At 31.7% G+C, this 24464-nt stretch carries 21 protein-coding genes; 8 read left to right on the forward strand and 13 right to left on the reverse strand.

The annotated features are described in order from the left end of the window. From WHD07_RS16300 to WHD07_RS16315, 4 genes are all read right to left on the reverse strand, one after another. Window positions 1-744, reverse strand: a complete 744-nt coding sequence (locus tag WHD07_RS16300) for an isoprenyl transferase (protein WP_343329246.1) — start codon at window positions 742-744, stop codon at window positions 1-3. Between the two features lie 5 nt (window positions 745-749). After that, window positions 750-1463, reverse strand: a complete 714-nt coding sequence (locus WHD07_RS16305; RefSeq protein WP_343329247.1) for a DUF6089 family protein — start codon at window positions 1461-1463, stop codon at window positions 750-752. 105 nt (window positions 1464-1568) lie between these two features. Further along, window positions 1569-2468 carry an NAD kinase gene (locus tag WHD07_RS16310; protein ID WP_343329248.1) on the reverse strand — a complete coding sequence of 300 codons (900 nt, stop codon included), beginning with the start codon at window positions 2466-2468 and terminating at the stop codon, window positions 1569-1571. A gap of 31 nt (window positions 2469-2499) precedes the next feature. Continuing rightward, a complete protein-coding gene (locus tag WHD07_RS16315; RefSeq protein ID WP_245893462.1) occupies window positions 2500-3153 on the reverse strand; it encodes a CBS domain-containing protein in 654 nt (217 codons plus the stop codon). Between the two features lie 66 nt (window positions 3154-3219). Between WHD07_RS16315 and WHD07_RS16320 the strand changes: the two genes are divergently transcribed. The 3 genes from WHD07_RS16320 (at window position 3220) to WHD07_RS16330 (ending at window position 5943) form a co-directional block, all read left to right on the forward strand. After that, window positions 3220-3933 (forward strand): pyridoxine 5'-phosphate synthase, encoded by a 714-nt coding sequence (locus WHD07_RS16320; protein ID WP_343329249.1) that lies wholly within the window; start codon window positions 3220-3222, stop codon window positions 3931-3933. A 95-nt stretch (window positions 3934-4028) separates the two neighbouring features. Continuing rightward, entirely contained in the window at window positions 4029-4802 is a 774-nt protein-coding gene (locus WHD07_RS16325; protein WP_343329250.1) for an alpha/beta fold hydrolase, read from the forward strand. 280 nt (window positions 4803-5082) lie between these two features. Beyond that, window positions 5083-5943, forward strand: coding sequence for a phosphatase PAP2 family protein (locus WHD07_RS16330; protein ID WP_343329251.1), 861 nt, complete (start codon window positions 5083-5085; stop codon window positions 5941-5943). Between the two features lie 103 nt (window positions 5944-6046). On the opposite strand, the gene katG is transcribed toward WHD07_RS16330, so the two are convergent. Further along, complete coding sequence (katG, locus tag WHD07_RS16335; RefSeq protein ID WP_343329252.1) at window positions 6047-8296, reverse strand: catalase/peroxidase HPI; 2250 nt, start codon at window positions 8294-8296, stop codon at window positions 6047-6049. A gap of 250 nt (window positions 8297-8546) precedes the next feature. On the opposite strand from katG, the gene WHD07_RS16340 reads away from it, so the two are divergent. Next, complete coding sequence (locus WHD07_RS16340; protein WP_105047808.1) at window positions 8547-8873, forward strand: nucleotide pyrophosphohydrolase; 327 nt, start codon at window positions 8547-8549, stop codon at window positions 8871-8873. Then, window positions 8873-9118, forward strand: coding sequence for a hypothetical protein (locus WHD07_RS16345; RefSeq protein ID WP_105047809.1), 246 nt, complete (start codon window positions 8873-8875; stop codon window positions 9116-9118). Before WHD07_RS16340 ends, WHD07_RS16345 begins: the two co-directional genes overlap by 1 nt. Window positions 9119-9128: 10 nt before the next feature. Here the strand turns inward: WHD07_RS16345 and WHD07_RS16350 are convergent, their stop codons facing one another. Next, entirely contained in the window at window positions 9129-9746 is a 618-nt protein-coding gene (locus WHD07_RS16350) for a DUF1684 domain-containing protein (protein ID WP_343329253.1), read from the reverse strand. Between the two features lie 331 nt (window positions 9747-10077). Here WHD07_RS16350 and WHD07_RS16355 point away from each other — a divergent pair, with 331 nt between their 5' ends. Further along, entirely contained in the window at window positions 10078-11286 is a 1209-nt protein-coding gene (locus WHD07_RS16355) for an MFS transporter (RefSeq protein ID WP_343329254.1), read from the forward strand. A 37-nt stretch (window positions 11287-11323) separates the two neighbouring features. Here the strand turns inward: WHD07_RS16355 and WHD07_RS16360 are convergent, their stop codons facing one another. The 3 genes from WHD07_RS16360 to WHD07_RS16370 all read right to left on the reverse strand — a co-directional run bounded on the left by WHD07_RS16360 (window position 11324) and on the right by WHD07_RS16370 (window position 17107). Beyond that, window positions 11324-12322: a phytanoyl-CoA dioxygenase gene (locus WHD07_RS16360; protein ID WP_343329255.1), complete on the reverse strand. Its 999-nt coding sequence runs from the start codon at window positions 12320-12322 to the stop codon at window positions 11324-11326. A gap of 36 nt (window positions 12323-12358) precedes the next feature. Continuing rightward, entirely contained in the window at window positions 12359-14305 is a 1947-nt protein-coding gene (locus WHD07_RS16365) for a CocE/NonD family hydrolase (protein WP_343329256.1), read from the reverse strand. A 138-nt stretch (window positions 14306-14443) separates the two neighbouring features. Beyond that, window positions 14444-17107 carry a chondroitinase-B domain-containing protein gene (locus WHD07_RS16370; protein WP_343329257.1) on the reverse strand — a complete coding sequence of 888 codons (2664 nt, stop codon included), beginning with the start codon at window positions 17105-17107 and terminating at the stop codon, window positions 14444-14446. A 428-nt stretch (window positions 17108-17535) separates the two neighbouring features. On the opposite strand from WHD07_RS16370, the gene WHD07_RS16375 reads away from it, so the two are divergent. Next, window positions 17536-19500 (forward strand): YgiQ family radical SAM protein, encoded by a 1965-nt coding sequence (locus WHD07_RS16375; protein WP_105047815.1) that lies wholly within the window; start codon window positions 17536-17538, stop codon window positions 19498-19500. Between the two features lie 93 nt (window positions 19501-19593). Here the strand turns inward: WHD07_RS16375 and WHD07_RS16380 are convergent, their stop codons facing one another. After that, window positions 19594-20058, reverse strand: a complete 465-nt coding sequence (locus WHD07_RS16380) for a hypothetical protein (protein ID WP_343329258.1) — start codon at window positions 20056-20058, stop codon at window positions 19594-19596. Between the two features lie 311 nt (window positions 20059-20369). Here WHD07_RS16380 and WHD07_RS16385 point away from each other — a divergent pair, with 311 nt between their 5' ends. After that, a complete protein-coding gene (locus WHD07_RS16385) occupies window positions 20370-21521 on the forward strand; it encodes an adenylyltransferase/cytidyltransferase family protein (RefSeq protein WP_343329259.1) in 1152 nt (383 codons plus the stop codon). Window positions 21522-21637: 116 nt separating this feature from the next. Here WHD07_RS16385 and WHD07_RS16390 read toward each other — a convergent pair whose 3' ends face one another. The 3 genes from WHD07_RS16390 to WHD07_RS16400 form a co-directional block, all read right to left on the reverse strand. After that, window positions 21638-23077: an NAD(P)/FAD-dependent oxidoreductase gene (locus WHD07_RS16390; protein WP_343331021.1), complete on the reverse strand. Its 1440-nt coding sequence runs from the start codon at window positions 23075-23077 to the stop codon at window positions 21638-21640. 33 nt (window positions 23078-23110) lie between these two features. Continuing rightward, window positions 23111-23281 carry a hypothetical protein gene (locus WHD07_RS16395; RefSeq protein ID WP_343329260.1) on the reverse strand — a complete coding sequence of 57 codons (171 nt, stop codon included), beginning with the start codon at window positions 23279-23281 and terminating at the stop codon, window positions 23111-23113. 148 nt (window positions 23282-23429) lie between these two features. Beyond that, window positions 23430-24398: a family 43 glycosylhydrolase gene (locus WHD07_RS16400; protein ID WP_343329261.1), complete on the reverse strand. Its 969-nt coding sequence runs from the start codon at window positions 24396-24398 to the stop codon at window positions 23430-23432. Between the last annotated feature and the right edge of the window lie 66 nt (window positions 24399-24464).

Consider the following 24464-nt stretch of genomic DNA (forward strand, 5'->3'; position numbering starts at 1 on the left):
TTATTCTGTAATTTGTTCGCTTGTTTTTCCAAATCTTCGTTCTCTATTCTGATAGTCTATGATTGCATCGTAAAAATGCTCTTCTCTAAAATCCGGCCAAAGTATATCTGTAAAATATAATTCGGCATATGCCATTTGCCATAATAAGAAATTACTAATGCGTTGCTCTCCACTAGTTCTTATCATTAAATCAACGTCGGGCAAATTAAACGTATATAAATGGTTATTTATAGTATTTTCATTAATTTCTTCAATATTTAGCTCATTATTAACAACTTTTTTGGATATGTTTTTAATAGTGTTAACAATTTCTTCTCTAGAACCGTAACTTAAAGCAAAAGTTAAAACAATATCTGTATTGTTTTTTGTTTGAGAAATAACGTCAGCTAAAACATTTTGAGCTTTTTTTGGTAAGCTACTAATTAAACCTATTGCATTCACTTTTACTCCGTTTTTTAGAAAACCAGGTAATTCTTTTTTTAAAGAATTAATAAGTAAACTCATTAAGGCATCTACTTCTAGTTTAGGTCGGTTCCAATTTTCTGTTGAAAAAGCATATAAAGTAATTGCTTCTACATTTATTTTGGAAGCTGCACTTACAGATTCTCTTACAGCAGTTAAGGCGTTTCTATGGCCAAAAATTCTATTCATCCCTTTACCTTTTGCCCAACGACCATTACCATCCATTATAATGGCAACATGTTTTGGCGTTTTTTGTAAGTCGATAAGTAATTTTTTATCCATAATTTTTATAATCCGTTAGTATAACAAGCTGGTCTTCCAAAGGTGTAAATTATAGAAACTCCAGTAAACATGTACCAATCATTTCCATCTCCTTTTAAATTTCTTTTAGTGGTTTCACTTAAACCTGTTGGTATCTCATTTGATGAATTGTAGAGTCTATCGTCTAAATCATCTTTAAAGGTGTATCTAAACTTGGCTTCTAGTGCAAATGCTAAAGTACCAAATAATTTAGATTTATATCCTATACCGAAAGGAATTGCATAGGATGTTTTGTTTGTGTTTTTGTATTCGTCAGACGAAGTTCTGTTACCTGCTACAGAGTTGTAGTTAAAGGTTGCTAGTTCTAAAAGTAGGTAAGGTGTCCATGTTTTATCATCTGAGGATAAATCATATTCATAAAAGTTAAATTCTAAACCAACGGCTAATTCATTAATTGTATTCGAAAAATGTAAGTCTCTATCTTTTCTATATCCAGTATCTGCATCTGCATCATTGCCAGAGATTGGCAAGTAACTGTAGGTTGCTCTAAGGGCAACTCTAGGATTCCAATTGTATTTGTAAAATAAGGCACCTGCAGGTTTGTTTGGTGAAAAATAATAGTTTTTACCAATGTCTCCAACATAGTTAGCTCCTCCTAAAGAGAGGCCCACTTCATGAAGTTGCCCCAAGAATATAGAGGTGAAACTTACAAATACAAAAAATAATATTTTTTTTTTCATTCTAAAAATAGTCCGCAAATATAGAAATTTCAAATTGCTTTATAAAGTTAATACGCTGTCTTTTTTGAATAACCTTTTTTTTAAAGAAATATTGTAAGTAATACGTTAAAGATTTGTTTTGTTTCTAATGTCTTCTCCCCATAAGAGTTTGCTTCTTAATGTCTTTAAAAAGGATTGATTTTTTGGTAATATACTTTTTATTGTAAAATCTGTTTTTTCTATAAAAATTTTAGTATTGTTGGGTACACTAGTAACTCTAGAATCTAATGATATTAAAAAGCTCTTTTCTCTAGAGTCTACTTTTAATTCTACTTTAGTTTCGTCAGAAATAACCATGGGCCTTGCATTTAAATTATGAGGGGCAATGGGAGTAATTACTAAGTTTTTAGAATCTGGTAAAATAACAGGGCCATTACAACTTAAAGAATAGCCAGTAGAACCTGTAGGAGTAGCTATTATTAAGCCATCTGCCCAATAATTGGTAAGATATTCTCCGTTTAAATACGTTTTTACACCAATCATAGATGTGGTGTTTTTCTTTGCTATAGTAACTTCGTTTAAGGCAAAATTTAGCTCGGTAAAGTCTTTTGTTTTTGGTTCTGTTTTTACAGATACAAGCGTTCTTTCTTGTATAGTATAATCTCCCTTAATTATTAATTTTATGCTTTCTTCTATAAGATCTTTTGGTACATTTGCTAAAAAACCTAATCTACCTGTGTTTATTCCTAAAATAGGGATGTTTAAATCTCTAATGTGGGTAACAGAACGCAAAAAGGTTCCGTCGCCACCAAGCGTAAACATAATATCGAAAGAGCTGTTTAAATCATTAAAACTAACAAAGGTTTTATAATTATTTTCTAAAACGTTACTTTCAACCAAAAGAGTATAAAATTCTTTTTCAATATAGAAATCAACCTTATTTTTTTCTAAAACGTGTAATAAAGTTTTAATTTCTTTATCTGATGAAATGGCGTAAGATTGACCGTAAATTGCTGCTTTCTTCACTTCTTTATTTTTTTTAAATGCCCTTAAAAGATTACATTTCTAAATATTTTTGTAAATATTCAGATCTACTCTTTAAATCCTCTAAATAAATATCATTTTCGTGCATAGATATAATTTTATAATCATATCTTCTAAGAGTTTGCATTATTTCATTTATTTCATCCGAAATTACTTTAATGGTAATTTGAATAGTATCTGCTTTTTTTTCTGAAATATACAAACCTAATAATTTACCGCCATTAGATTCTATAATTTGAACTACTTGACTCATAGAATAATCATTTCTAAGTTTTTCTATAATTAAAGTCTCGCTTTCTTCAATCATAAAAGGACTTGTAGAAAAAACGTCTAGAACATCGCGCAAATCAAAATAGCCAACATATTCTTTTTGTTCATCTAAAACAGGTATAATATTGGTGTCGTTATCAGCAAAAATTTTTAATAGTTCTAAAACAGTTGCTTTGTCATCCGCAAAAAAAGAATTTAATAAATGTGAAGATTTTACTAATTCTTCTTCATTATTTTCAATCGTTTGTACATCGTCTTCTGCAAAAGAACCTAGTAATTTGTTGTTTTCAACTACAGGGAAATGGGTGATAGGGTAATTTTTAAACACTTTTTGAGCCTTTTTTACAGCGTCTTTTAAGTGAAGTGGTGTTATTTCTTTTAATATATAGTCGTTCATATTCATGCTTTACGAATATAGGATAAAATGATTTAATAAATTATATTTGTAGCCTAATTTTAGACAATGACAAAGTTAAGTGTAAATATTAATAAAATTGCAACTTTAAGAAATTCTCGTGGCGGAAACGTACCTAATTTATTAACAGTTGCCACGGATATTGAAGGGTTTGGTGCTCAGGGAATTACAATTCACCCAAGACCAGATGAAAGACATATTCGTTACCAAGATGCTAGAGATTTAAAAAATATTGTTACTACAGAGTATAATATTGAAGGAAATCCTATAAAATCTTTTATGGATTTGGTTTTAGAAGTAAAACCAACTCAAGTTACTTTGGTGCCAGATGCCCTAGATGCAATTACGTCTAATGCTGGTTGGGATACAATTACGTATCAATCTTTTTTACAAGAGGTAATTAAAGAATTTCAACAAAACGGAATTAGAACATCTATTTTTATTGATACGGATGCTAAGCTAATTGAAGCTGCTGCAAAAACAGGTGCTGATAGAGTAGAGTTGTATACAGAATATTTTGCAACGCAATTCGATTTAGGAAATTTTGATGCTATAAAGCCTTATACTGAAGCGGCTATTTTAGCTCATAAATTAGGATTAGGTATTAATGCTGGGCACGATTTAAGCTTAGATAATATTAAGTTTTTTAAAGAGAATATTCCTAATTTAAACGAAGTATCTATTGGACACGCGCTAATTGCAGAGAGTTTATACTTAGGTTTAGAAAATGTTGTAAATATGTATTTACATCGACTAAAATAGTAGGCAGTATTTAGTAGAAATGTCTCCTCGAGCGCAGTCGAGAGGTTCATTTAGGTCTCGACTGCGCTCGACCTGACAAAACCCAACAATCTAAAATGTCAAATAACCTAATATTACATTCAACCATAAAAGGAGAAGGAAAACCGTTGTTAATTTTACATGGTTATTTTGGAATGTCTGATAACTGGAAAACTTTAGGAAATCAGTTTTCTGAGGATTATCAAGTTCATTTAATTGATCAAAGAAATCACGGACGTAGTTTTCATGAAGACGAATTTAATTATGAAGTTTTAGTTGAAGATTTACACGCTTACATACAACATTACCAATTAGAACAAGTACATATTATAGGGCATTCTATGGGCGGAAAAACAGCAATGTTGTTTGCTGTTACATATCCTAATTTGGTTGATAAATTAATTATTGTTGATATTTCTCCAAGACAATATCAGCCACATCATAATGCAATTTTAGCGGGCTTAAATTCTATTGATTTTTCCGTAGAAAACTCTAGAAGTAAGGTTGATAAAAAACTAGCAACGTTAATTCCAGAATTAGGTGTGCGTCAGTTTTTATTAAAAAATGTCTACTGGAAAGAAAAAGGGCAATTGGCATTTAGATTCAATTTAGAATCTTTAACCGATAATAACATAGAAATAGGAGAAGCATTGCCTTCTTTTACTGTTTTTGAAAAAGATACCTTGTTTTTAAAAGGAGAAAAATCTAATTACATAACAAAAGATGAAGAGCCAATTATAGAGGCGCATTTTCCGAATTCTAAAATTGTAGAAATTAAAAATGCTGGTCATTGGTTGCATGCCGAAAATCCAAAACAATTTTACGATGAAGTTTCTACGTTTTTAAAGTAAAATAGTAGACTTATTAATAAAGTGAAAAGAGATTGAAACGAACTAAGTTATCAATCTCTTTTTTGTGTTCAGATAAGCTCGTTATTTATGAAATTCTTATTTAAAAAAAGATAGTAGTTGTATTGTTTCTTTTGATGATTTTTTGAAACACGAACGTATTACCTACAAGAATGTCTGTTTGTTTTTAAAGTTTGTAAATTGCTGTTTTTGTTTTTTGGGCTCAGAAATAAATTATTTTATGTAAGATAATAGTATCTTTGGCGCTTCAATTTTAATAAAAATGAAGAAACTACTAGTATTTTCGCTATTACTATTTATGTATAGTTTTACGTATTCTCAGAACCAATCTATCAATCTAAATCTTAAAAAAGATAGAGATTTATGGCAAAAATTCACCTACGATTTAGGAAATATGGCTGGCGGAATGGGGTACGCTTACAGTAGACCTTTACATTGGAAAGGAAAACAATTAAATAATTTAGCCTATGTTGCAGCAGGAACTTCTGCTTTGTATTTGGTGGATGATCATATTGATAATTGGGCAAATAATTGGCGGGGAGATGTACCGCGTTGGTTAGCCGATTACGGTAATGAATACGGAAGTCCGAATAATAATTTTATGATTACTGGAGCTGTTTATTTAACAGGTTTAATTTCTGATAATCCAAAATTAAGAAGAACAGGGGTGCTTTTAATTTCATCTGCATCTGCGTCTGGATTGTTACAACAGATTTCTAAAAGAATTGTTGGTCGTGCAAGACCGAAAGCTAATGTTGGTAAAGGAACTTTTGATCCTTTACATTTTGACAGGGTTTTTAATTATGATTCTTTTCCTTCTGGGCACGTAATGTTAGGTTTTACAAATGCATATATTCTTGCAAAACATTTTGATAGCCCTTGGATAAAGGCAGGATTATATACTGTAGGTTCTATACCTGGTTTTGCTAGAATTGTAGATCGTTTTCACTGGGTTTCTGATGTTGTTTTTTCTACAGCTTTAAGTATTTTTATTGTGGAAGCAATAGATAGATATTTAGATACAAAATACGATCAGAAATATAACGATAAGGGTAAAAAGAAAAAGATAGCTTGGGATATACAATTTACACCACAAAGTTTTGGTATTGTAATGAACTTTTAGAGGTTAATTAATCTTATTTTAATTGACTTACCATCATAAAAAACGGTTTTGATAGCTACTATCAAAACCGTTTTTATTTTATATAAATGTAAGTTGTGTTTGCTTATTTTACATCAAATCTATCAGCATTCATTACTTTAGTCCACGCTTTTACAAAATCTTTTACAAACTTTTCTTTGTTATCATCTTGTGCATAAACTTCTGCATACGAACGTAAAATAGAATTAGAACCAAACACAAGGTCTACACGTGTTGCAGTCCATTTTACAGCACCTGTTTTACGGTCGCAAATGTTGTAAAGTCCGTTTTCTGTAGGTTTCCAAGTGTTATTCATGTCGGTTAAATTCACAAAGAAATCGTTGGTTAATACTCCAGGTCTGTCTGTAAAAACACCATGTTTTGTATGGTTGTAGTTCGTATCTAAAATTCTCATACCACCAATAAGTATGGTCATTTCTGGTGCCGTTAATCCCATTAATTGCGTTCTGTCTAATAGTAATTCTTCTGTACTTACCACATAGTCTTTTTTGCTGAAATTTCTATATCCATCAGCCAAAGGCTCTAAAGGATCAAAAGATTCAGCATCTGTCATTTCATCTGTGGCATCTCCACGACCTGGTGTAAAAGGAACTATTGTTTCTAAACCAGCAGCCTTTATAGCTTGTTCTAAACCAACATTACCTGCTAAAACAATTACATCTGCAATACTAATTTTAAATTGAGCGGCAATTGGTTCTAAGATTGATAAAACATGTGCTAAACGTTTTGGCTCGTTTCCTTCCCAATCTTTTTGAGGAGCTAAACGAATTCTGGCACCATTGGCACCACCACGCATATCAGAACCACGATACGTACGTGCACTATCCCAAGCGGTAGCAATCATTTCTGAATTTGATAATCCTGATGTTGCAATTTTTTCTTTTACTGCTGCAACATCATATTCTGTAGTTCCTGCAGGAATTGGATCTTGCCAAATTAAATCTTCTTTAGGTACATCTGCACCAAAGTAATTTGCTTTTGGTCCTAAATCTCTATGCGTTAATTTAAACCATGCACGTGCAAAAGTATCTGAAAAATAGTCTTGATCGTTCATGAATTTTAAAGAGATTTCCTTGTAAATAGGATCCATTTTCATGGCCATATCAGCATCGGTCATCATTGGGTTATGACGAATACTTGCATCTTCAACATCTACAGGTTTGTCTTCATCTTTAATCGTTATAGGTTCCCATTGCAAAGCACCTGCCGGACTTTTAACTATCTCCCATTCATGGTTAAATAGCATTTCGAAAAAACCACCATCCCATTTTGTTGGGTTTGTTGTCCATGCGCCTTCCAATCCGCTGGTTACAGTGTAACGTCCTTTTCCAGATTTGTTAGGGTTGTGCCAACCTAAACCTTGTTCTTCTATGTTTGCAGCTTCTGGTTCAGGGCCTAAAATGCTAGCATCACCATTACCATGTGTTTTACCAACGGTGTGTCCACCTGCGGTTAAAGCAACGGTTTCTTCATCATTCATGGCCATACGAGCAAATGTTTCACGTATTTGAGCAGCTGTTTTTAAAGGATCTGGTTTTCCATTAACACCTTCTGGGTTCACGTAAATAAGTCCCATTTGTACTGCAGCTAATGGGTTTTCCATAGTGTCTGGCTTGTCTACATTAGCATAACGTTCATCACTTGGAGCCAACCATTCTTTTTCGGCTCCCCAATAGGTGTCTTTCTCTGGATGCCAAATATCTGGACGACCAAAAGCAAAACCAAATGTTTTTAAACCCATATTTTCATAAGCAATAGTACCTGCAAGCACAATTAAATCTGCCCAACTTACTTTGTTACCATACTTTTTCTTGATAGGCCATAATAAACGTCTTGCCTTGTCTAAACTAGCATTGTCTGGCCACGAGTTTAATGGAGCAAATCGCTGACTACCAGAACCTGCGCCACCACGACCGTCAGACGTACGGTAAGACCCGGCAGAATGCCATGATAAACGAATCATTAACCCACCGTAATGTCCCCAATCTGCAGGCCACCAATCTTGACTATCCGTCATTAAGGCATGCATATCTTTTTTTAAAGCTTCAGTATCTAATTTTTTTAATTCTTCATGGTAATTAAAATCTTCTCCTAAAGGATTTGTTTTTGTGTCATGCTGATGTAAAATATCAAGATTCAATGCATTTGGCCACCAATTCATAACATTAGATTGATTAGAAGTGTTTGCTCCATGCATTACTGGGCATTTTCCAGCAGTTGCTTCTACTTTATTTTCTTCAGTTTTATTTTGTTCTTGATGATATGGGCATTTACTTTCATCATTAGATGAGTTTGGGTGTTGGTCGTTTTCCATGATATATAGGTTTTGTGTTTTTTCTTGTTGTCAAAATTAATCTAATTGCAACGTGTAAATACCTTTATATAATTTTCATATTTTATTATAAATAAAATTGATTAAAATTAAATTTACGATAGATTTATTAGATTTACAGAGGTTGTTGCTCCCTACGAAGTTATCAGAAATTAAGTCTAGAAACAAACTAAATTATTTTAAAAACGATATCTTTGAAATCTTAAAATTTTCAATCATTTAATAAAGAAAAATGAATATAGAAAACGCACAAAAACAAGTAGACGATTGGATTAAAACTCATGGAGTTCGTTATTTTAATGAACTCACAAACATGGCGCAATTAACAGAGGAAGTAGGTGAAGTAGCCCGTATAATTGCAAGACGCTATGGAGAGCAAAGTGAAAAAGAATCTGATAAAAATAAGGATTTAGGAGAAGAATTAGCAGATGTACTATTTGTTGTTTTATGTTTGGCAAACCAAACAGGAATCAATTTACAAGATGCTTTCGAAAAGAAATTAGATATTAAAACAAAACGCGATCACGATCGCCATCATAATAATCAAAAATTAAAATAATGAGTGTATTAGAAAAAATAAAGCAACCTCTTTTTTGGACTAATTTTGCTAAAGTTGCAATTCCTTTCTTTGTTATTGTTACAATCGTTTCTTTATTACTGGCTAGTTTTAGCGATATTTTTTCAGGAGATTTTACAAAAGTAGCAGAAACCAATTTTTTAAATGGCAAATGGAAAAACTTTTTTGGTTTTAAGGTTGTTTTTAGTGCTGTTTATGGTTTTTATATGACTAATAAAAAAATGTAGTGCTATTGTTTTAGTGTTTTTTAAAAGCCTTTACTCCTGCTTTTATTTCTAAATCTAAATGGTTTTTTCGCGGTGTTAAAGGACAAGAATACTTGTCGTTATAAGCACAATATGGGTTGTAGGTATTGTTAAAATTTAAGACTACAGTATTATCAGGTTTAATGTCTGTAGTCATTACATCCATATAGCGACCACCTCCATAAGATTCATTACCAGAAGTATCATCTGTAAAAGGCAAAAATAAATAGTCTTTGTATTTTTCATCACGCAAATCATCTTGACTTTGATAAATGGTTAATTTACAGTTTTTGCCATTTAAAGTAAAATCTAGCAAGCCATATTCTTTATATAATGGTTTTCTATCTGTAGTGGTTGCCATTTTAAATGTAGGAGCGTTTTCTGTTTTAGTGAATTTAGCATTTACAATAAAAGTAGAATCTACAGTAAAAAATTCTAAGCCATTAAAGTTCCTTAAATCTTTCTTTTTTAAAGGTGATTTTGAGGCGTCTTTATAACTAGCATTTAATTCTTGTTGATAAACAGTTTTACCCATTAAAGGACGTTTACCTTGCGAATTACAAGACATCATCATTAGAAAAACAGAACATATAAATAATAGTTTTTTCATTTAAGTTAGTATTAAAAATAAGTGTTGTATTTTTTTTTATAATTTAAAATAACGCTATTTGCTAATTGAAAAAAAAGCAGCGCTACGTAATTTTTATTTTAAAAATAATTTTTAACAAAAATACAATATTCAATTATTTTATGTAGTTTTGATCTGTTAATAAAATAAAAATGAATAAAGTCAATACATATTTAACCAAATTATCGCGTAAAAAGCGCCAAGGTCGGTATGTTTATATGTTTTGATGTTATCAATATAAAATCAAGTAATTATAAAAGTCCGACTTCACAAGTCGGACTTTTTTGTTTTTAGTTCAACAACCAACTTAACCATGAAAAAGTTATACAACAATTATATCAATACTTTTAGAGGACTCTCTACAGAGGTTTGGTGGCTTTCTTTAATTACATTTATCAATAGGTCTGGTACAATGGTAATTCCTTTTTTGTCTTTGTATCTTACTAAAAGTCTGCATTTTTCTTTAACAGATGTTGGGTGGATTATGTCTTTCTTTGGTTTAGGTTCTGTTTTAGGAACGTGGATTGGCGGAAAATTAACCGATAAAATTGGATATTACAAAGTAATGCTTGTAAGTTTATTTGGTACAGGTGTTTTATTTGTTTTACTACAATATGCAACAACATTTCATCAATTTTGTGGGGGTATTTTTTTAGTGATGTTGGTGGCAGATGCTTTTAGACCTGCTATGTTTGTGGCGTTAAGTGCTTATAGTAAACCAGAAAATAAAACACGTTCTGTAACTTTAATTCGTTTGGCTATTAATTTAGGTTTTTCTGCAGGACCCGCAGTTGGAGGTTTAATAATTACAGGAATTGGTTATAAAGGATTGTTTTGGGCAGATGGAGTAACGTGTGTTTTAGCTGCATTTTTATTGCTGCAAGTATTGCATCCGAAGAAAGCAAAAATACAAGATGAGGTAAAAGTACAAAACCCTGTTTCTGTTTATAAAGACAATGCTTTTTGGATATTTTTTATCGCCATGTTTATTTTTGGCTTTGTATTTATGCAGTATTTTTCTACTATGCCATTGTATTATAGTAAAAACCGTTTTTTATCAGAATTTGAAATAGGATTGCTAATGGGGTTTAATGGCTTTTTTATTTTCCTTTTTGAAATGCCTTTGATAAAATGGTTAGAAGATTCTAAAAAATCTAAAGTAAAATTAATTGCAATAGGATTGTTTTTAACTGCGTTAAGTTTTATCATTTTAAACCTAACTGGTTGGATTGGAATTTTAATTATTGCCATGTTTTTAATGACGGTAGGAGAAATGATTGCGTTTCCGTTTTCGAATGCGTTTGCCGTAGAAAGAGCTAAAAAAGGAAATCAGGGAGAATATATGGCTTTGTATAGCATTGCGTTTTCTTTAGCACATATTTTTAGTCATAATATTGGTATGCAAATGGTAGCAGCATATGGTTTTGAAACTACGTGGATTGCAATTACCATTTTTGCCTTATTTGGGTGTGTTATTTTACTATATCTATTGAGAGTTTTAAAGCAAGAAAAAATCCGCTAAGGCGGATTTTAATCGCAAGGCGATAGTCAAGGTTTAATTAAACTAATTTACACTTTAGTTCTATTTCTGGACCCATATTATAGGTAAAGATAATTTGAGACTTACTAATTGGATAGTCTAATTTAATTTCTAAAGGCAATGTTAAAGAAGATTCATTTCTGTTTAGCCAAATGTTTTTATAAACAAGAACTTGGGTTTCTAGTAAAAAGCTAGCGTTTTGGTTTATAGATAAAGAAGTTAAATCAACTTTTTTATCTGGTAAATGTAAAGGAGTGTTTTCTTCTTTTTTGTGAGCCGATATGGTTTTACGAACATCTAAAATAGTATCAATGTTTTGTTCCTTGTCACTTTCTTTAACATCGGAATTATAAATTAATTTTAAATTTAAGATGACGTTTTCTGGAATCAAGGTTACATTATTGCTAAACTGAGGCAATAAATTAAATAAAATAGGCACATAACATTCTCTATATAATAATGCATCTAGGGTTTCACTAAAAAGAATATCGAATTTGGTAGCATTTGGTACAACAAAGGTTACTGCATCTGCTAAATAGTAATCTTTAATATGGTTATTGAGTTCTAAATAGTTAATTAGTTTTTTAGCTGCTTCTAAAGAGTTTTTGTTAATTTCTAATAAAGTAAACTGTACTTCTTCTGCAGAGAAAAAAGGCGCAATTAAAGTTACAAACGGAGCATAAGGCCCACAACCAGCATAAAAAAAAGTAATTGTTTTACCTGGTTGTAGCTTCTGTTTTTCTTTAATAGCTAAAAACACCCCTTGTAAAAATTTTACTGTTCTTTTATAATCTAATAAGCATTGTGCGGCATGGTTTAAGCCAAGAGCTTTTCCTTTTGCTGTAGGCACTGCCGCAAGATGTTCTATTTTTATATCAAAACCAGTTATTTTTGTGATTTCTTTAAAATGAGTATGAATTTCATTTAAAATACTTTCAACTTTTACTTTGTTTTCTGGGGCTTCTAATAAAGAAGTTACTAATTTTTTTAAATGATTAACCGTTTTGTTTTTAGTCATTTTTATAGGTTGTACGTGTAGTTTTGTGAACGTTTATTATTTTAACACAGAAAACTCAATACTAGAATCTGTAAAAACGCTGTGTGTTTGTGTTTTAAAATCTTTTTCGTCTGCCTTATAAATATTATCTACATAGGTTTGCGGATTCAAATCGATTAAAGGAAACCACGTACTTTGCACCTGAATTTGTAATTTATGTCCTTTTTTAAACGTATGAAAAACGTCTTGTAATTTTATATTTACGTCTGTTTTTTTATTAGGGATAAAAGGCTCTGGATGTTCAAAACTATTTCTAAAACGACCACGTAAAACTTCGCTTCTAACCATTAAGTGGTAGTTGCTCATTTTTAAATGATCTTGAAGTTTATCGTTATTTTCCTCAGCATTTGCAGGATGCACATCAATTACTTTTACAACCCAATCTGCAGCAGAACCTGTGGTTGCTACTTTTAGTTTTGCTAAAATATCTCCAGCCAAAGTAAAATCTTCCGATAAAATATTTGTTTCAAAAACCAAAACATCTGGTCTTCTTGCCGCAAAACGCTGATCGTCTGTCATGTATTTACGTGGTGTAAAAACCGTTTTAATATCTTCTGAATACGGAACAGGATGTTTTATATCACTAATAAATTTCACTTCGTTTATTTTTCTTTTAGCTTTAATCTTTGGGTCATTATAAGCTAATTTTTGATCTTCTAATAAAAACCAATCTTCTTTCACCACATTTTTAGGAGGCCATGCGTCATAAGATTTCCATTCTTTTTTACCAGAATCAAAAACATAGGCTTCTGGCAATCCAGAATTTTTATCACCATTTCCTTTTAAGAAATGATTAAAGAATTTTGTTTCTACATCAGACTGAAATTTTAAAGAAATAGAATCTCCAAAATAATAATTACCTACATAATTTTCTACTGTATTTCTAGACCACTTTCCATGATCCCAAGGTCCAAAAACTAAAGTGTTATAATTGTCTTTTCCATGTTTTTCAATGGCTTTATAGGTTTCTAAAGGTCCGTATAAATCTTCAGCATCAAATTCACCGCCAACAATCATGGTTGCAACAGTAGATGGAACTTTGTCTAAATGCTGAATGATACCTTTACTTTGCCATACCGAATCGTAATTAGGATGTTCTACGAGTTCTTTCCAGAAAAAGTCATCGATTCTATCTTTATTTTCAGCCGTTTTAACATCTAATTTATCGTACTGAAAATATTGGTTTAAGTTTTTTAAAGGTCCTTTATCTAAGAAAAATTGATATTGATCTTGAGAATCCATTTTAGGAAACGAATACCAAGCAGAGTCTGTTGGTGTGTCTTTGTAAGTTCCAAATAAAGAGATTGCTCTAAAATAACTTAACAAAAAAGCTCCGTTATGATGAAAGTCATCAAAGAAAAAATCGCCAATACAGGCTTGTGGAGAAGCTGCTTTTAAAGCAGGATGTGCATCTATTGTAGAAATGGTTGCATAATGCCCTGGGTACGAAATTCCCCAAGTACCTACATTTCCGTTATTGTTTTCTACATTTTTAACCAACCAATCTATGGTATCATAAGTATCAGAAACTTCGTCAGATTGTTTTGCTGTTTTATTAGGGATGTAGGCACGCATATTATCATAAACACCTTCACTCATCCAACGTCCACGCACATCTTGATAGACCACAATATTCAATTCTTTCATTAAATGAACATTGGGACCAATTTTGGTTTTCATCTTTCCATCTCCATAAGGCGCAGAACTATACGGAGTTCTTTGCATTAAGATTGGGTATTTTTTAGAGTTGTCTTTTGGGGTGTAGATGGTTGTGTGTAGCTTTACGCCATCTCTCATTGCAATATTTACTTCAGATTTTGTGTAGTTGTCTGCAACAAAAGTACTTTTAATGTCTTTTTTATCTTCTGTAGTTTTTGTATTACAACTGATAAAAAAAGTAAAAGAAAAAGCTACAAAAAGGATTTTAAAAAAATGTTTTTTCATGGTTGGTTGTGCATATTTTAGCTAGTAAAATTACAAAACTGAACATTAATTTTAATTATTTTGATGTTAAATTACAGAATTATAACTAAAATGATGATAATACTGATTTTTTTTCAACCTTTTTGTAGCCTTAGTATATTATTTAATAATAACTGTTTTGGATGTTTTAGCATTATTGATATCAGAAATAACAACAAAATATGTTCCTTTGGATAATTTAGAAACATCAACGGTTACAGCTGTTTTTTGTTGGTTGTTTTTAGATTCTAATACTTTTTTTCCGTTAATATTGTAAAGAGTTACTAGGTTTATATTTTGATTGTCTGCTTTTACATTTAAAATACGACTTGTTGGGTTTGGGTATACTGTAATTTTAGTGTTTAAAACAGGATCTTTTAAAGATAGTGTTGAAGTTTTGTAAAATTCAATTTCTTTAATGGCGCTCCAAGCACTTTTTCTTTTATCTCCATCACTATTAAAACGTCCGTAACCTACAACTTTTACATAAGTTGCATTTGCATTAATTTGGTATTGATTAAAGTCTGTAGTATTGGTAGCTGTTAATAATAAATCTCCAGAAGTAGGCAATATCCTAGAGAAGTCGGCATCTTCTGTACCTGTTGTAGAAACCAATATTTGAAAACCAAAGGCATCTGATTTATTTGTAGTGCTAAACTGAATTAAGGCAAGCTTGTAAGTGCTACCTAAATTGTAAATAACATATTCTCCATCTCCTTTATAATCTCCGGATAATATACTTCCATCATCTGCTGTCCATTCTGTATCAGAATCTTTATCCAAAGAATTTGTAGCAAATTCAGATTTAGATGAATTTTCTTTAGAAAAAGAATGTACAGTAACTTTATCTGTAGGTAAACCAGTTCCTGTATTAATAAGGTCGTATAGGTCTGTTAAATCTGCACCACTTTGTGTTATGGTTAAAGTTCTTACAATATCATCTCCTCCTGCATCTTGTGTAAAAGTTATTGTTCCTGTTCTATTAGTTGCCTCTGTGTTTTTTGTTACTGTAACAGAAACTGTTGCATCACCAGTACCAGAATTTGTATCTAAAGTTATCCAAGCATCATTAGAGGAAGCCGTCCAACTTACATTTGCAGAAACGGAAATAGTATAACTAGCTGCATCTGAAGTAAGAGTAGGTAAACTACTAACCGTTAAAGACTCACTTACTTGAATAGTACAATCTCCGTTGGTTATGCTAGCTCCTAAGTTATCTGTAAAACAAGCTCCAATTCCATGTCCTACCATAGCGTCGGTTATTGGTGTGTTTTCCCCCATATCTGCACCTTTGCCTGTAGTTCCAGTTCCTGAAAAAGTAAAAATTTCACCATTTGCAGTAGCAGTAATATTTGTTTCTTCAGAGAAATTTGCATTTGTTGCGCCCAAATTAGTACCAGTATAAACATTGCCTTGGTAAGTTAATGCTGTACCCATATTTGTATAAGCAGTTTCACTATCACCAGAGATAACGTCTGTTATATTCGGATAATTATCAGCAAAATAAATTAAGTTATTAGAAACGGTTCCTGTTGGATCCGTTGATCCTTTATCTTCGTTGTAAAACAAAGGGGCGTTTGTGTTTACAATAGTATTATTAGATACCGTTATGTTTTCTGTTTTTTGGTATCCGTTAGAAACATCATCAGAAGAACAAGCAATATCAGCATTTGCAGATCCACCTATAAAAGTGATGCCGTTATTCCATTTTGCTTGTTCCATAACGGTAATACAATCTTGAATGTAATTGTTTGTAATTGTATGGTTACTATCGGTAATTCTAATACCACCTGTACCGTCTACATTTTCGCCTAAAAAATAATTTCCTTGTACAGTTGCGTAAGAACCATGACGAAGTACTAAAGATCCTCTACATCTTCTGAAAGTGTTGTTAGTGTATGTATTTCCTTTACTTTTATTTGTGATAATTTCATTTTCTCCATCAGATTGCACAAAATAATTATTACTAACAGTAGCATTGCTATTTACCATTTGGTAGGAGCTTGTACCCATACGTATGGTTTCGCTATCTCCTGCGTTAGATAGGGGAGAACCATCTGGTTTTCTGCCGTATAAATCTTCTATTTTACCAAAATTGTAAAAATAATTATTCATAACAGTATGCCCAACCTCTGCACAACTATTATTTGCACCATCATCCCCGTCAGGAAATGCGTTGTATGCATATTCTCCCAAAACAATTGCTCCGGCACTCACTTTATTCATAAACGAGCAATTTATAACGGTATTATAAGTACCATATAATACAACCCATCTGTGTTTGGTAATTTGTCCGTCTGCCAAATCTTCTTTTAAGTCATCTGGATCTATGCCTAAACCGTCTATTACACAATTTTGTAACGTACTATGGTTTGCATAATTATTACCATTTCTAAATTCAATAAAATTACTGGCACCATAGCCTCCTTTCCAATGAAAACCATCTACGATTAAATATGCTCCGGTTGCAATTACTGCTCCAGAATCATCTGTTTCACCACCAATGGTTAATCTTGGTCCACCAGTAAAAACAACTCCACCAGGTGTTTCTGCTCTAAAAGTAACGGGGTTTTCTGCAGTACCAGATCCAAGAAACCGCATGCGTTCATCGGTTTCATAAACACCATTTTTTAAAATGATGACATCTCCGGGTTGATATATAACATCTCTTAAAGATTCTGGATCATCAATGTTATATGTAGTTTGAGAAAACACATTATAATTACATGAAAAAATAATTGAAAAAAGAAGTACTACTTTGGGTAATGAGGGAAAATTAATCATTTTAGTTTTTTTTAAAATTTAATTTTTTAGCATACTATTTTTATTTTTCAAATTGGTATACCAATCTGGTAAACCAAAAATAATAAATTTTTTATAAAATATATCTATGTGATTTAATTAATTACATATTTATACTGATTTTTAAATGATTTTTTAGCAGATTGATAAAACTTAAAAAAGAGGTGTTAGATACATTAGTTTCTTTAATCGTTCCTTATTTTTGGAATGACATTTTTAGTGAAACTAAACTTTTGATGAGGCAAATAGTAAACAAATACCTTAGCCCTGATTGAACGGTGTGTTTGAGCTCTTGCGCTTTTGGGCGCAAAGCGAGTAGTGAAAGCAGGAAATAGCTTCTAATACAGCAAAAAAAAGACATTCTAAAAATAAGTGTTTTTTCTATTAAAATTCTTGTATTTTTGCAAACTATGCAAGAACCTAAAAGACATCAATTAACAGACTGGTTACCAACTACAAACAAAGAAGTGAAGATTCGTGGTTGGGAAGAATTAGACGTTATTTTATTTAGCGGAGACGCTTATGTAGATCATCCATCATTTGGACCTGCAGTAATCGGTCGTATTTTAGAAAGTTATGGCTTGCGTGTGGCTATTGTGCCGCAACCAAGTGTAAACGATAATTTACAAGATTTTGAAAAACTAGGAAAACCTCGTTTGTTTTTTGGGGTTACTGGTGGTTGTATGGATCCGATGGTTTCTAATTACACGGCAAGTAAAAAGCGTAGAGATAAAGATGCCTATACACCAAATGGTGATAAGGGGTTTAGACCTGATTATGCAACGTCTGTGTATTCTAAAATTTTAAAGGAAAAATTTCCGGATATTCCTGTCTTAATTGGTGGTATTGAAGCTTCTTTAAGGCGTGTAACACATTATGATTATTGGTCTGATAAATTATTACCAGGTATTTTAGAGACGTCTAAAGCAGATATGTTGGTGTACGGAATGGGGGAACAACCTTTGCGAGAAATAGTAGAGTTATTGCAAAAGGGAGTGCCGTTTTCTAGTTTAAAAAACATTAAACAAACGGCTGTTTATGTTAATGAAAAGAAAGAGAAATTACCTGTTGTAAATGATTGGGAAGATGTTACTATTAACTCTCATGAGGCTTGTTTAAAGGATAAAAAAACGTTTGCTTCTAACTTTAAAGTGATAGAACAAGAGTCTAATAAGTTAAAAGCACGTAGAGTTTTACAACGAGTAGGAGAGAATACATTGGTAATTAATCCGCCATTTCCTACCATGACAGAAAAGGAAATTGATGGTTCTTTCGATTTGCCTTTTACACGTTTACCGCATCCAAAATATAACAAACGTGGACCGATACCCGCGTTTGAAATGATTAAATTTTCTATTAACATTCACAGAGGATGTTTTGGTGGTTGTAGTTTCTGTACAATTTCTGCGCATCAAGGAAAGTTTATAGCAAGTAGAAGTCAGGAATCTGTTTTAAGAGAAATAGATAAAGTGGCAAATATGCCCGATTTTAAAGGGTATTTATCTGATATTGGTGGGCCTTCTGCCAACATGTATCAGATGAAAGGAAAAGTGCAATCTATTTGCGACAAGTGTGTGGCACCTAGTTGTATATCGCCTGTGATTTGTTCTAATTTAGATACATCTCATAAACCTTTAACGGAATTGTATCAGGCAGTTGATAAACATCCGAAGATTAAAAAATCTTTTATTGGAAGTGGAATTAGACATGATATGTTGGTGCCGGAATTCAATAAAAACGCAGATCCAAAAGAATTAGATGCGTATACCGAAGAGGTAATGACAAAGCATGTTTCTGGTCGTTTAAAAGTGGCGCCAGAACATACGTCTGACCCTGTTTTAAAGTTGATGCGTAAACCTTCTTTTAAATATTTTCACATGTTTAAAGAGCGTTTCGATAAAATAAATATTAAGAAGAAATTGAACTTACAATTGATTCCGTATTTTATTTCTAGTCACCCAGCAAGTGAGGTAGAAGACATGGCAAATCTAGCTGCAGAAACCAAAGATATGGGCTTTCAGTTAGAACAAGTACAAGGTTTTACACCAACACCTATGACGGTTGCAACGGTTATTTATTACTCTGGATATCATCCTTATACTTTAAAACCAACCAAAACACCTAAGACTAAAAAAGAACGTGAAGACCAACATAAATTTTTCTTTTGGTATAAGAAAGAGAATAAAGATTGGATTAAAAACACGTTGAACAAAGTTGGAAGACAAGATTTATTACAGAAATTATTACCTGAAAATAATTCTTGGAAAAAGAACAAAAATGCCAAAGAAGTAAAGAATACTTTTGATGATGCAGTGCCTGTTCCTTTTAATAAGAGAAAGAAAAAAGCAAGTAGAGCACCTAAAAGGAGAAGGTAATTCTTTGACTTTTACAAATTGATAGATATAAAAAAAAGTCTGGTTTTATTTAAACCAGACCTTTTTTTATCATTGTTGTGTAACCATAAAAGTCTATGCTTTTTTAAAACTTTTTTCTGCTTTTGTTACATTCTTTTTTAGCTTTTCTATTTTACCTAACCATTTTTTGTTGTCGTTAGGAGATAAATCACCATTCTTTTTAAGTTTATTGTATTTCTTAATACCACTTTTTAACTTATCGTTTGCTTTGCTTAATTTTTTCTGAGCTTTTACTTTATTTTTTAAAGCTTTTTCGGCTTTTTTTACTTTCTTTTCAGAAGCTTTTTTTTCTTTCTCAGCTTTTTTAGCTGCATTTATTTTTTTTTCATTTGTAGTATGAATGGCAAAAATTTCATTGACCATTTCTGGGGCTAAGGTTTTGGTTACGTCTACCTTAGCTAAATAAATGGATTCTCTTTTAACGGTGTAGGTTTTGTTTTTATACACCACATCTTGTGCATAAGAAATAGTTACTAAAAAAATGAATATTAAAGTGAATAGGAACTGTGTTTTTTTCATCATTATATGTTTATTGTTCTAATCTATTAGACACATAGTTTGATAAAAAGTGACATGAAAAATACAGATAAATGTATTTTTTTTTCTAATGTTTAGAACCCTACTGAAAATTAGTGGATTGACTAAAAGAGGTAAGTAAGAAAAATGAAGATAGGTGAGTTCATTTAGCCTTTTTTTAATAATCAAGAAGAAAATAAACGTATTTTTATCAAGAAAAAGACAATATTAAAGTTTTTAACGGTTAAAAATTGATAGTCTAAAATAAATGAGGCATTTTTGCATTGATGTTAATTATTCCAAAAGAATTATAAATGAAAAAGAAAGTATTTGTATCAGGTTGTTTTGATATGTTACATAGTGGGCATATTGCGTTTTTTAAAGAAGCTTCTACTTATGGAGATTTATATGTAGGTATTGGTTCTGATGCTACTGTATCTGAGTTAAAAGGACGTCATACTATAAATTCTGAACAAGAAAGAATTTATATGATTAATGCTATAAAGTATGTAAAAAAAGCATTTGTAAATTCTGGTTCTGGAATGTTAGATTTTAAAGAAGATTTGGTGCAATTAAAACCTGATTTTTTTATTGTAAATGAAGATGGTTTTTCTCCTGCAAAAGAAGAATTATGTGAGGAATTAAATATCGAGTTAAAAAACTTAAAAAGGATTCCAGATGCAGGACTTCCAGAAAGATCTACAACTTCTTTAAGAACGGGTGGTAATTGTAGTTTACCATACAGAATAGATCTTGGAGGTACTTGGATAGATCAACCTTATGTTTCTAAATACCATCCAGGTTGGGCAATTACAGTTTCTTTAGAACCAATTATAGAGTATAATGAACGTTGCGGAATGTCTACTTCTACAAGAAATGCTGCTAAAAAAATATGGCCTCATTATTTACCATTAGACAAGCCTCAAAAATTAGCAGAAATACTTTTTAAATTTGAAAACACACCAGGTTCTACAATGGTTTCTGGTGCGCAAGATGCAATAGGTATTTGTATGCCGGGTCTTGTAAGACATTATTATAGTGATGGGTATTGGCCTACAAAATTTGAATCTGTACATGACGAATCTATACTTGGTTGGTTAGAAGACCATATTCAGATGGTACTTTTATGGCCTAGAGAACAAGGTTTAGATTTGTTAGGAGAAACATATATTAATGAAGAAAATGTAAAGTCTTTAGCAGATGCTTCTGAAGAAGTTTGGAAAGCAATACAATCTAAAGATTTAGACAAATTTTCTGAAGCTTTTTTAGATTCTTTTAATGCGCAGGTAAAAATGTTTCCTGCAATGGTAAATGATAGAATTCTTAAAGAAATAGAAAAATATAAAGATAGAGCACTTGCTTGGAAATTAGCAGGAGCGGGTGGTGCAGGTTATTTAATCTTAGTTTCTGAGAAACCTATTGAAGGTGCCATGAAAATAAAAGTAAGAAGAAAAGAAGCTTTGTAGATTTTTAGATTATCTAAATATTATTTTGTTTTTCATCCTTTTTTTTAAGGATGAAAAACTTTGATAGAGCTTCTAAATATTAATTATTTAGTTTTAATATTATAGTTCTTCTTTTATTATCGATGTTTCCCTCTAGGTCCATCACCTTTATAAAGTACAATTTCAGAGTGCAACAATTCTGCAGCTTCGGCAGAACTCTTTACTTTGGTAGAACTTCGTTCTATCATCTCTACTTCAAACTCAGTTAATACACTTTTTCGTATTCCTGTTTCTTTCCATTTAGACAATGGATTACAATTTTTTACAATTTCTCTAGCAAGTGACAATGCGTCAAGTAAAGCTTGGTTAGCGCCTTGGCCTTTAAAAGGGCTCATTGGGTGTGCTGCATCTCCAATTATAGTAACTGCATTTGCATTTTCTAATAAATTAGAGTTTAATAATTCTCGATCATATACAGGGTAACCAGAAATTAATGTTTCGTTAGTTGCTGCTACAATTTGAGGAATAGGAGCGTGCCACTGTGTTCTTTTACGGGCTTCTTCCTTAAGTGCTTTTGGACCTTGTAAATTCAGTTTTTTAGCTTTTTCTTCTGATAAAGGAAAACTAAGTTGCCACATAATATTTTCTGAATCATAAGGCATCATATAAATACGTTCATTTCCATTAGCCGTTTGAAAAACGGTTGCAGCATCTAATAGAGAACTATCAATGTTTTCTAAACTTTTTAGCGGACAAATCCCTAAAATAACAATACAGTCTAAGTAACGTAGGGGAGTTATATCATCTCCAATAAGTAGTTTTCTAATGGTACTACGAATTCCATCAGCTCCAACAACAAGATCCGCCTTGGCGTTTTTTATTTGGTTGTTTACTTGAAAGTTTAGCGTTATACCTTCTTCGGTTTCATTAAAATTTAATAATTGATGTCCCCATTTTATATTTTCATTTCCATTTAGTTGCTCAAGTAAAGCTAAGCGTAAAGATTGTCTTGCAATGTGAATGTTTGTTCGTTTTGGAGATGCTTTTGTGTCAGATCGTCCCCATTTTCTAATTCCCCATTCACCTATAATTTTTCCATCAGTGGTATGTACCACGTGTCTTGTAGAGGTTATTCCTTTGTCTAAAGTTAGAATACCTAAACTAGCCATTGCTTTACTTGCTTGTTGTAAAGTAAGTCCATAACCTTGAGAACGTGTATTAAAATTATTGTCTCGTTCGTATAGTGTAAAAGGAATTCCGCGATGTAAACAAGCTACAGCAAGTGCAGTTCCTCCGATTCCGCCACCAATTATGGCAACGTGAGGGTACTTTTTATTGTTTGCTAAAGGTTGTGTATTCGAACGTGTTAATCCAGTTCCTTTACAATTGGAGCAGGTTTGTAATTGCCCTTTTGGGCGAATAGGAGCAGACTCTTCTCCTTTAGAATTTTCAAATTGTTCTAATGCTATTTTATAGTTGAGACGTATTTTTTTAGGAAGACTTTTCCTTTTTTTTCCTGTGCCTTTACAGTTTTTACAAATTCCCCAATACGTTTCTTTGTCTTTCAAGTAATTTATTTTAATCAGTTCTTGGTTTTTTGTAAATTGGAATTAGTTAACTGATTTTTGCTTTTTTAAAGGAAACCATTTTAATATTAACATTAAACCTATAGCTGATATTACTCCTGATATTGTACTAATAAGGTTACTTTCTTCAAAAAAATAACCAGTAACAATCCCAAGGATTATAATTGTGATTCCGATTACTTGTGATTTAGTCATAAGTTCAATTTTTTATCAAACTAAAATAATAAAAATCTTCTTCTAAGGAGTAAAAGGAACTAAAAAAAGGTTATTTAATATTCCCTAACTTCCTTAAATAAAAAAGGAAGGTTAGGGATTAATCTATCAATTGATTGTGTTAGGTGAATTAATCTTTTAGTTTTAAGTAGTTTATTTTTCCTTCTGAATTAAAAGTAATTTTATCAAAACAGACAGATCTTTTATAATCATTATTAGATAGTGTTTTGTTGTGGTAAAAAACATACCATTCATTTTTGAATTTTGTAATAGAACCATGAGAGGTAAATGAATTTACAGGATCCATAATTTCTCCTATAAACTCAAAAGGACCTAAAGGATTGTCTGCCATTGCATATACTAAAGTACTTTTTTTACCCCAACCATTAGAATACACAAAGTAGAATTTACCTTCTCTTTCAAAAATCCAAGGACCTTCTCCGTAATACCCACCATCATTTTGTTTGTCGTTTTCGATGCCTTTAATTTCAATATGAATTAAATCTCCATCAACCTCCATCATGTTTTCTTTTAGCTTTACTACACGTAATTCACGGCACCCAAAATACATGTATGCTTGGTCGTTATGAATTAAAAGCCCTGGATCAATTGGTTCTGGACCTACTTTTTCAATTTGATTTGTATTGTCAATTAAAGGTTTTCCTAATACGTCAACAAACGGACCTGTTGGAGAATCGCTTACAGCAACACCAATCTTAGCACGTTCCACCGGATAATAAAAATAATATTTTCCGTTTCTTTCTATGGCATCTGGAGCCCACGCCCATTTATCTGCCCATTGAATATCATCTAAAGAAAAAATAGCTCCATGATCTTCCCAATCCACTAAGTTGTCTGTAGAAAATGCATGCCAATCTACCATATTAAAATATGTGGCTGTATCTTCATCATGTGAGGTGTATATGTACAATTTATCATTAAAAACTCTTGCAGACGGGTCTGCCGTATACATATGTTTTATAAATGGATTTTCTATTTTTTTAAATTTAAAAGTTTCTTTTTGTGGTTTTTGACAACTGATCATCAAAATAAGCACTAAAGAGAAATAAACACTTCTTTTAATATCCAATAATTTCATTTTTTTGTATTTAAGATTAATGCTCAAAAATAACATCACAAAGTTTGATACTTTATAACAAAAGGT

Origin of the sequence: Polaribacter staleyi, assembly GCF_038024045.1 — a bacterium.
Lineage (GTDB): Bacteria > Bacteroidota > Bacteroidia > Flavobacteriales > Flavobacteriaceae > Polaribacter > Polaribacter butkevichii.

Bases quoted from the DNA above. Each gene is read 5' to 3' on its own strand.
- WHD07_RS16325 (WP_343329250.1), top strand. From the start codon at position 4,029: ATGTCAAATAACCTAATATTACATTCAACCATAAAAGGAGAAGGAAAA.
- WHD07_RS16375 (WP_105047815.1), top strand. From the start codon at position 17,536: ATGCAAGAACCTAAAAGACATCAATTAACAGACTGGTTACCAACTACA.
- WHD07_RS16320 (WP_343329249.1), top strand. From the start codon at position 3,220: ATGACAAAGTTAAGTGTAAATATTAATAAAATTGCAACTTTAAGAAAT.
- WHD07_RS16355 (WP_343329254.1), top strand. From the start codon at position 10,078: ATGAAAAAGTTATACAACAATTATATCAATACTTTTAGAGGACTCTCT.
- WHD07_RS16330 (WP_343329251.1), top strand. From the start codon at position 5,083: ATGAAGAAACTACTAGTATTTTCGCTATTACTATTTATGTATAGTTTT.
- WHD07_RS16380 (WP_343329258.1), bottom strand. From the start codon at position 20,058: ATGAAAAAAACACAGTTCCTATTCACTTTAATATTCATTTTTTTAGTA.
- katG (WP_343329252.1), bottom strand. From the start codon at position 8,296: ATGGAAAACGACCAACACCCAAACTCATCTAATGATGAAAGTAAATGC.
- WHD07_RS16370 (WP_343329257.1), bottom strand. From the start codon at position 17,107: ATGATTAATTTTCCCTCATTACCCAAAGTAGTACTTCTTTTTTCAATT.
- WHD07_RS16395 (WP_343329260.1), bottom strand. From the start codon at position 23,281: ATGACTAAATCACAAGTAATCGGAATCACAATTATAATCCTTGGGATT.
- WHD07_RS16305 (WP_343329247.1), bottom strand. From the start codon at position 1,463: ATGAAAAAAAAAATATTATTTTTTGTATTTGTAAGTTTCACCTCTATA.
- WHD07_RS16350 (WP_343329253.1), bottom strand. From the start codon at position 9,746: ATGAAAAAACTATTATTTATATGTTCTGTTTTTCTAATGATGATGTCT.
- WHD07_RS16360 (WP_343329255.1), bottom strand. From the start codon at position 12,322: ATGACTAAAAACAAAACGGTTAATCATTTAAAAAAATTAGTAACTTCT.
- WHD07_RS16315 (WP_245893462.1), bottom strand. From the start codon at position 3,153: ATGAACGACTATATATTAAAAGAAATAACACCACTTCACTTAAAAGAC.
- WHD07_RS16400 (WP_343329261.1), bottom strand. From the start codon at position 24,398: ATGAAATTATTGGATATTAAAAGAAGTGTTTATTTCTCTTTAGTGCTT.
- WHD07_RS16385 (WP_343329259.1), top strand. From the start codon at position 20,370: ATGAAAAAGAAAGTATTTGTATCAGGTTGTTTTGATATGTTACATAGT.
- WHD07_RS16345 (WP_105047809.1), top strand. From the start codon at position 8,873: ATGAGTGTATTAGAAAAAATAAAGCAACCTCTTTTTTGGACTAATTTT.
- WHD07_RS16365 (WP_343329256.1), bottom strand. From the start codon at position 14,305: ATGAAAAAACATTTTTTTAAAATCCTTTTTGTAGCTTTTTCTTTTACT.
- WHD07_RS16340 (WP_105047808.1), top strand. From the start codon at position 8,547: ATGAATATAGAAAACGCACAAAAACAAGTAGACGATTGGATTAAAACT.
- WHD07_RS16300 (WP_343329246.1), bottom strand. From the start codon at position 744: ATGGATAAAAAATTACTTATCGACTTACAAAAAACGCCAAAACATGTT.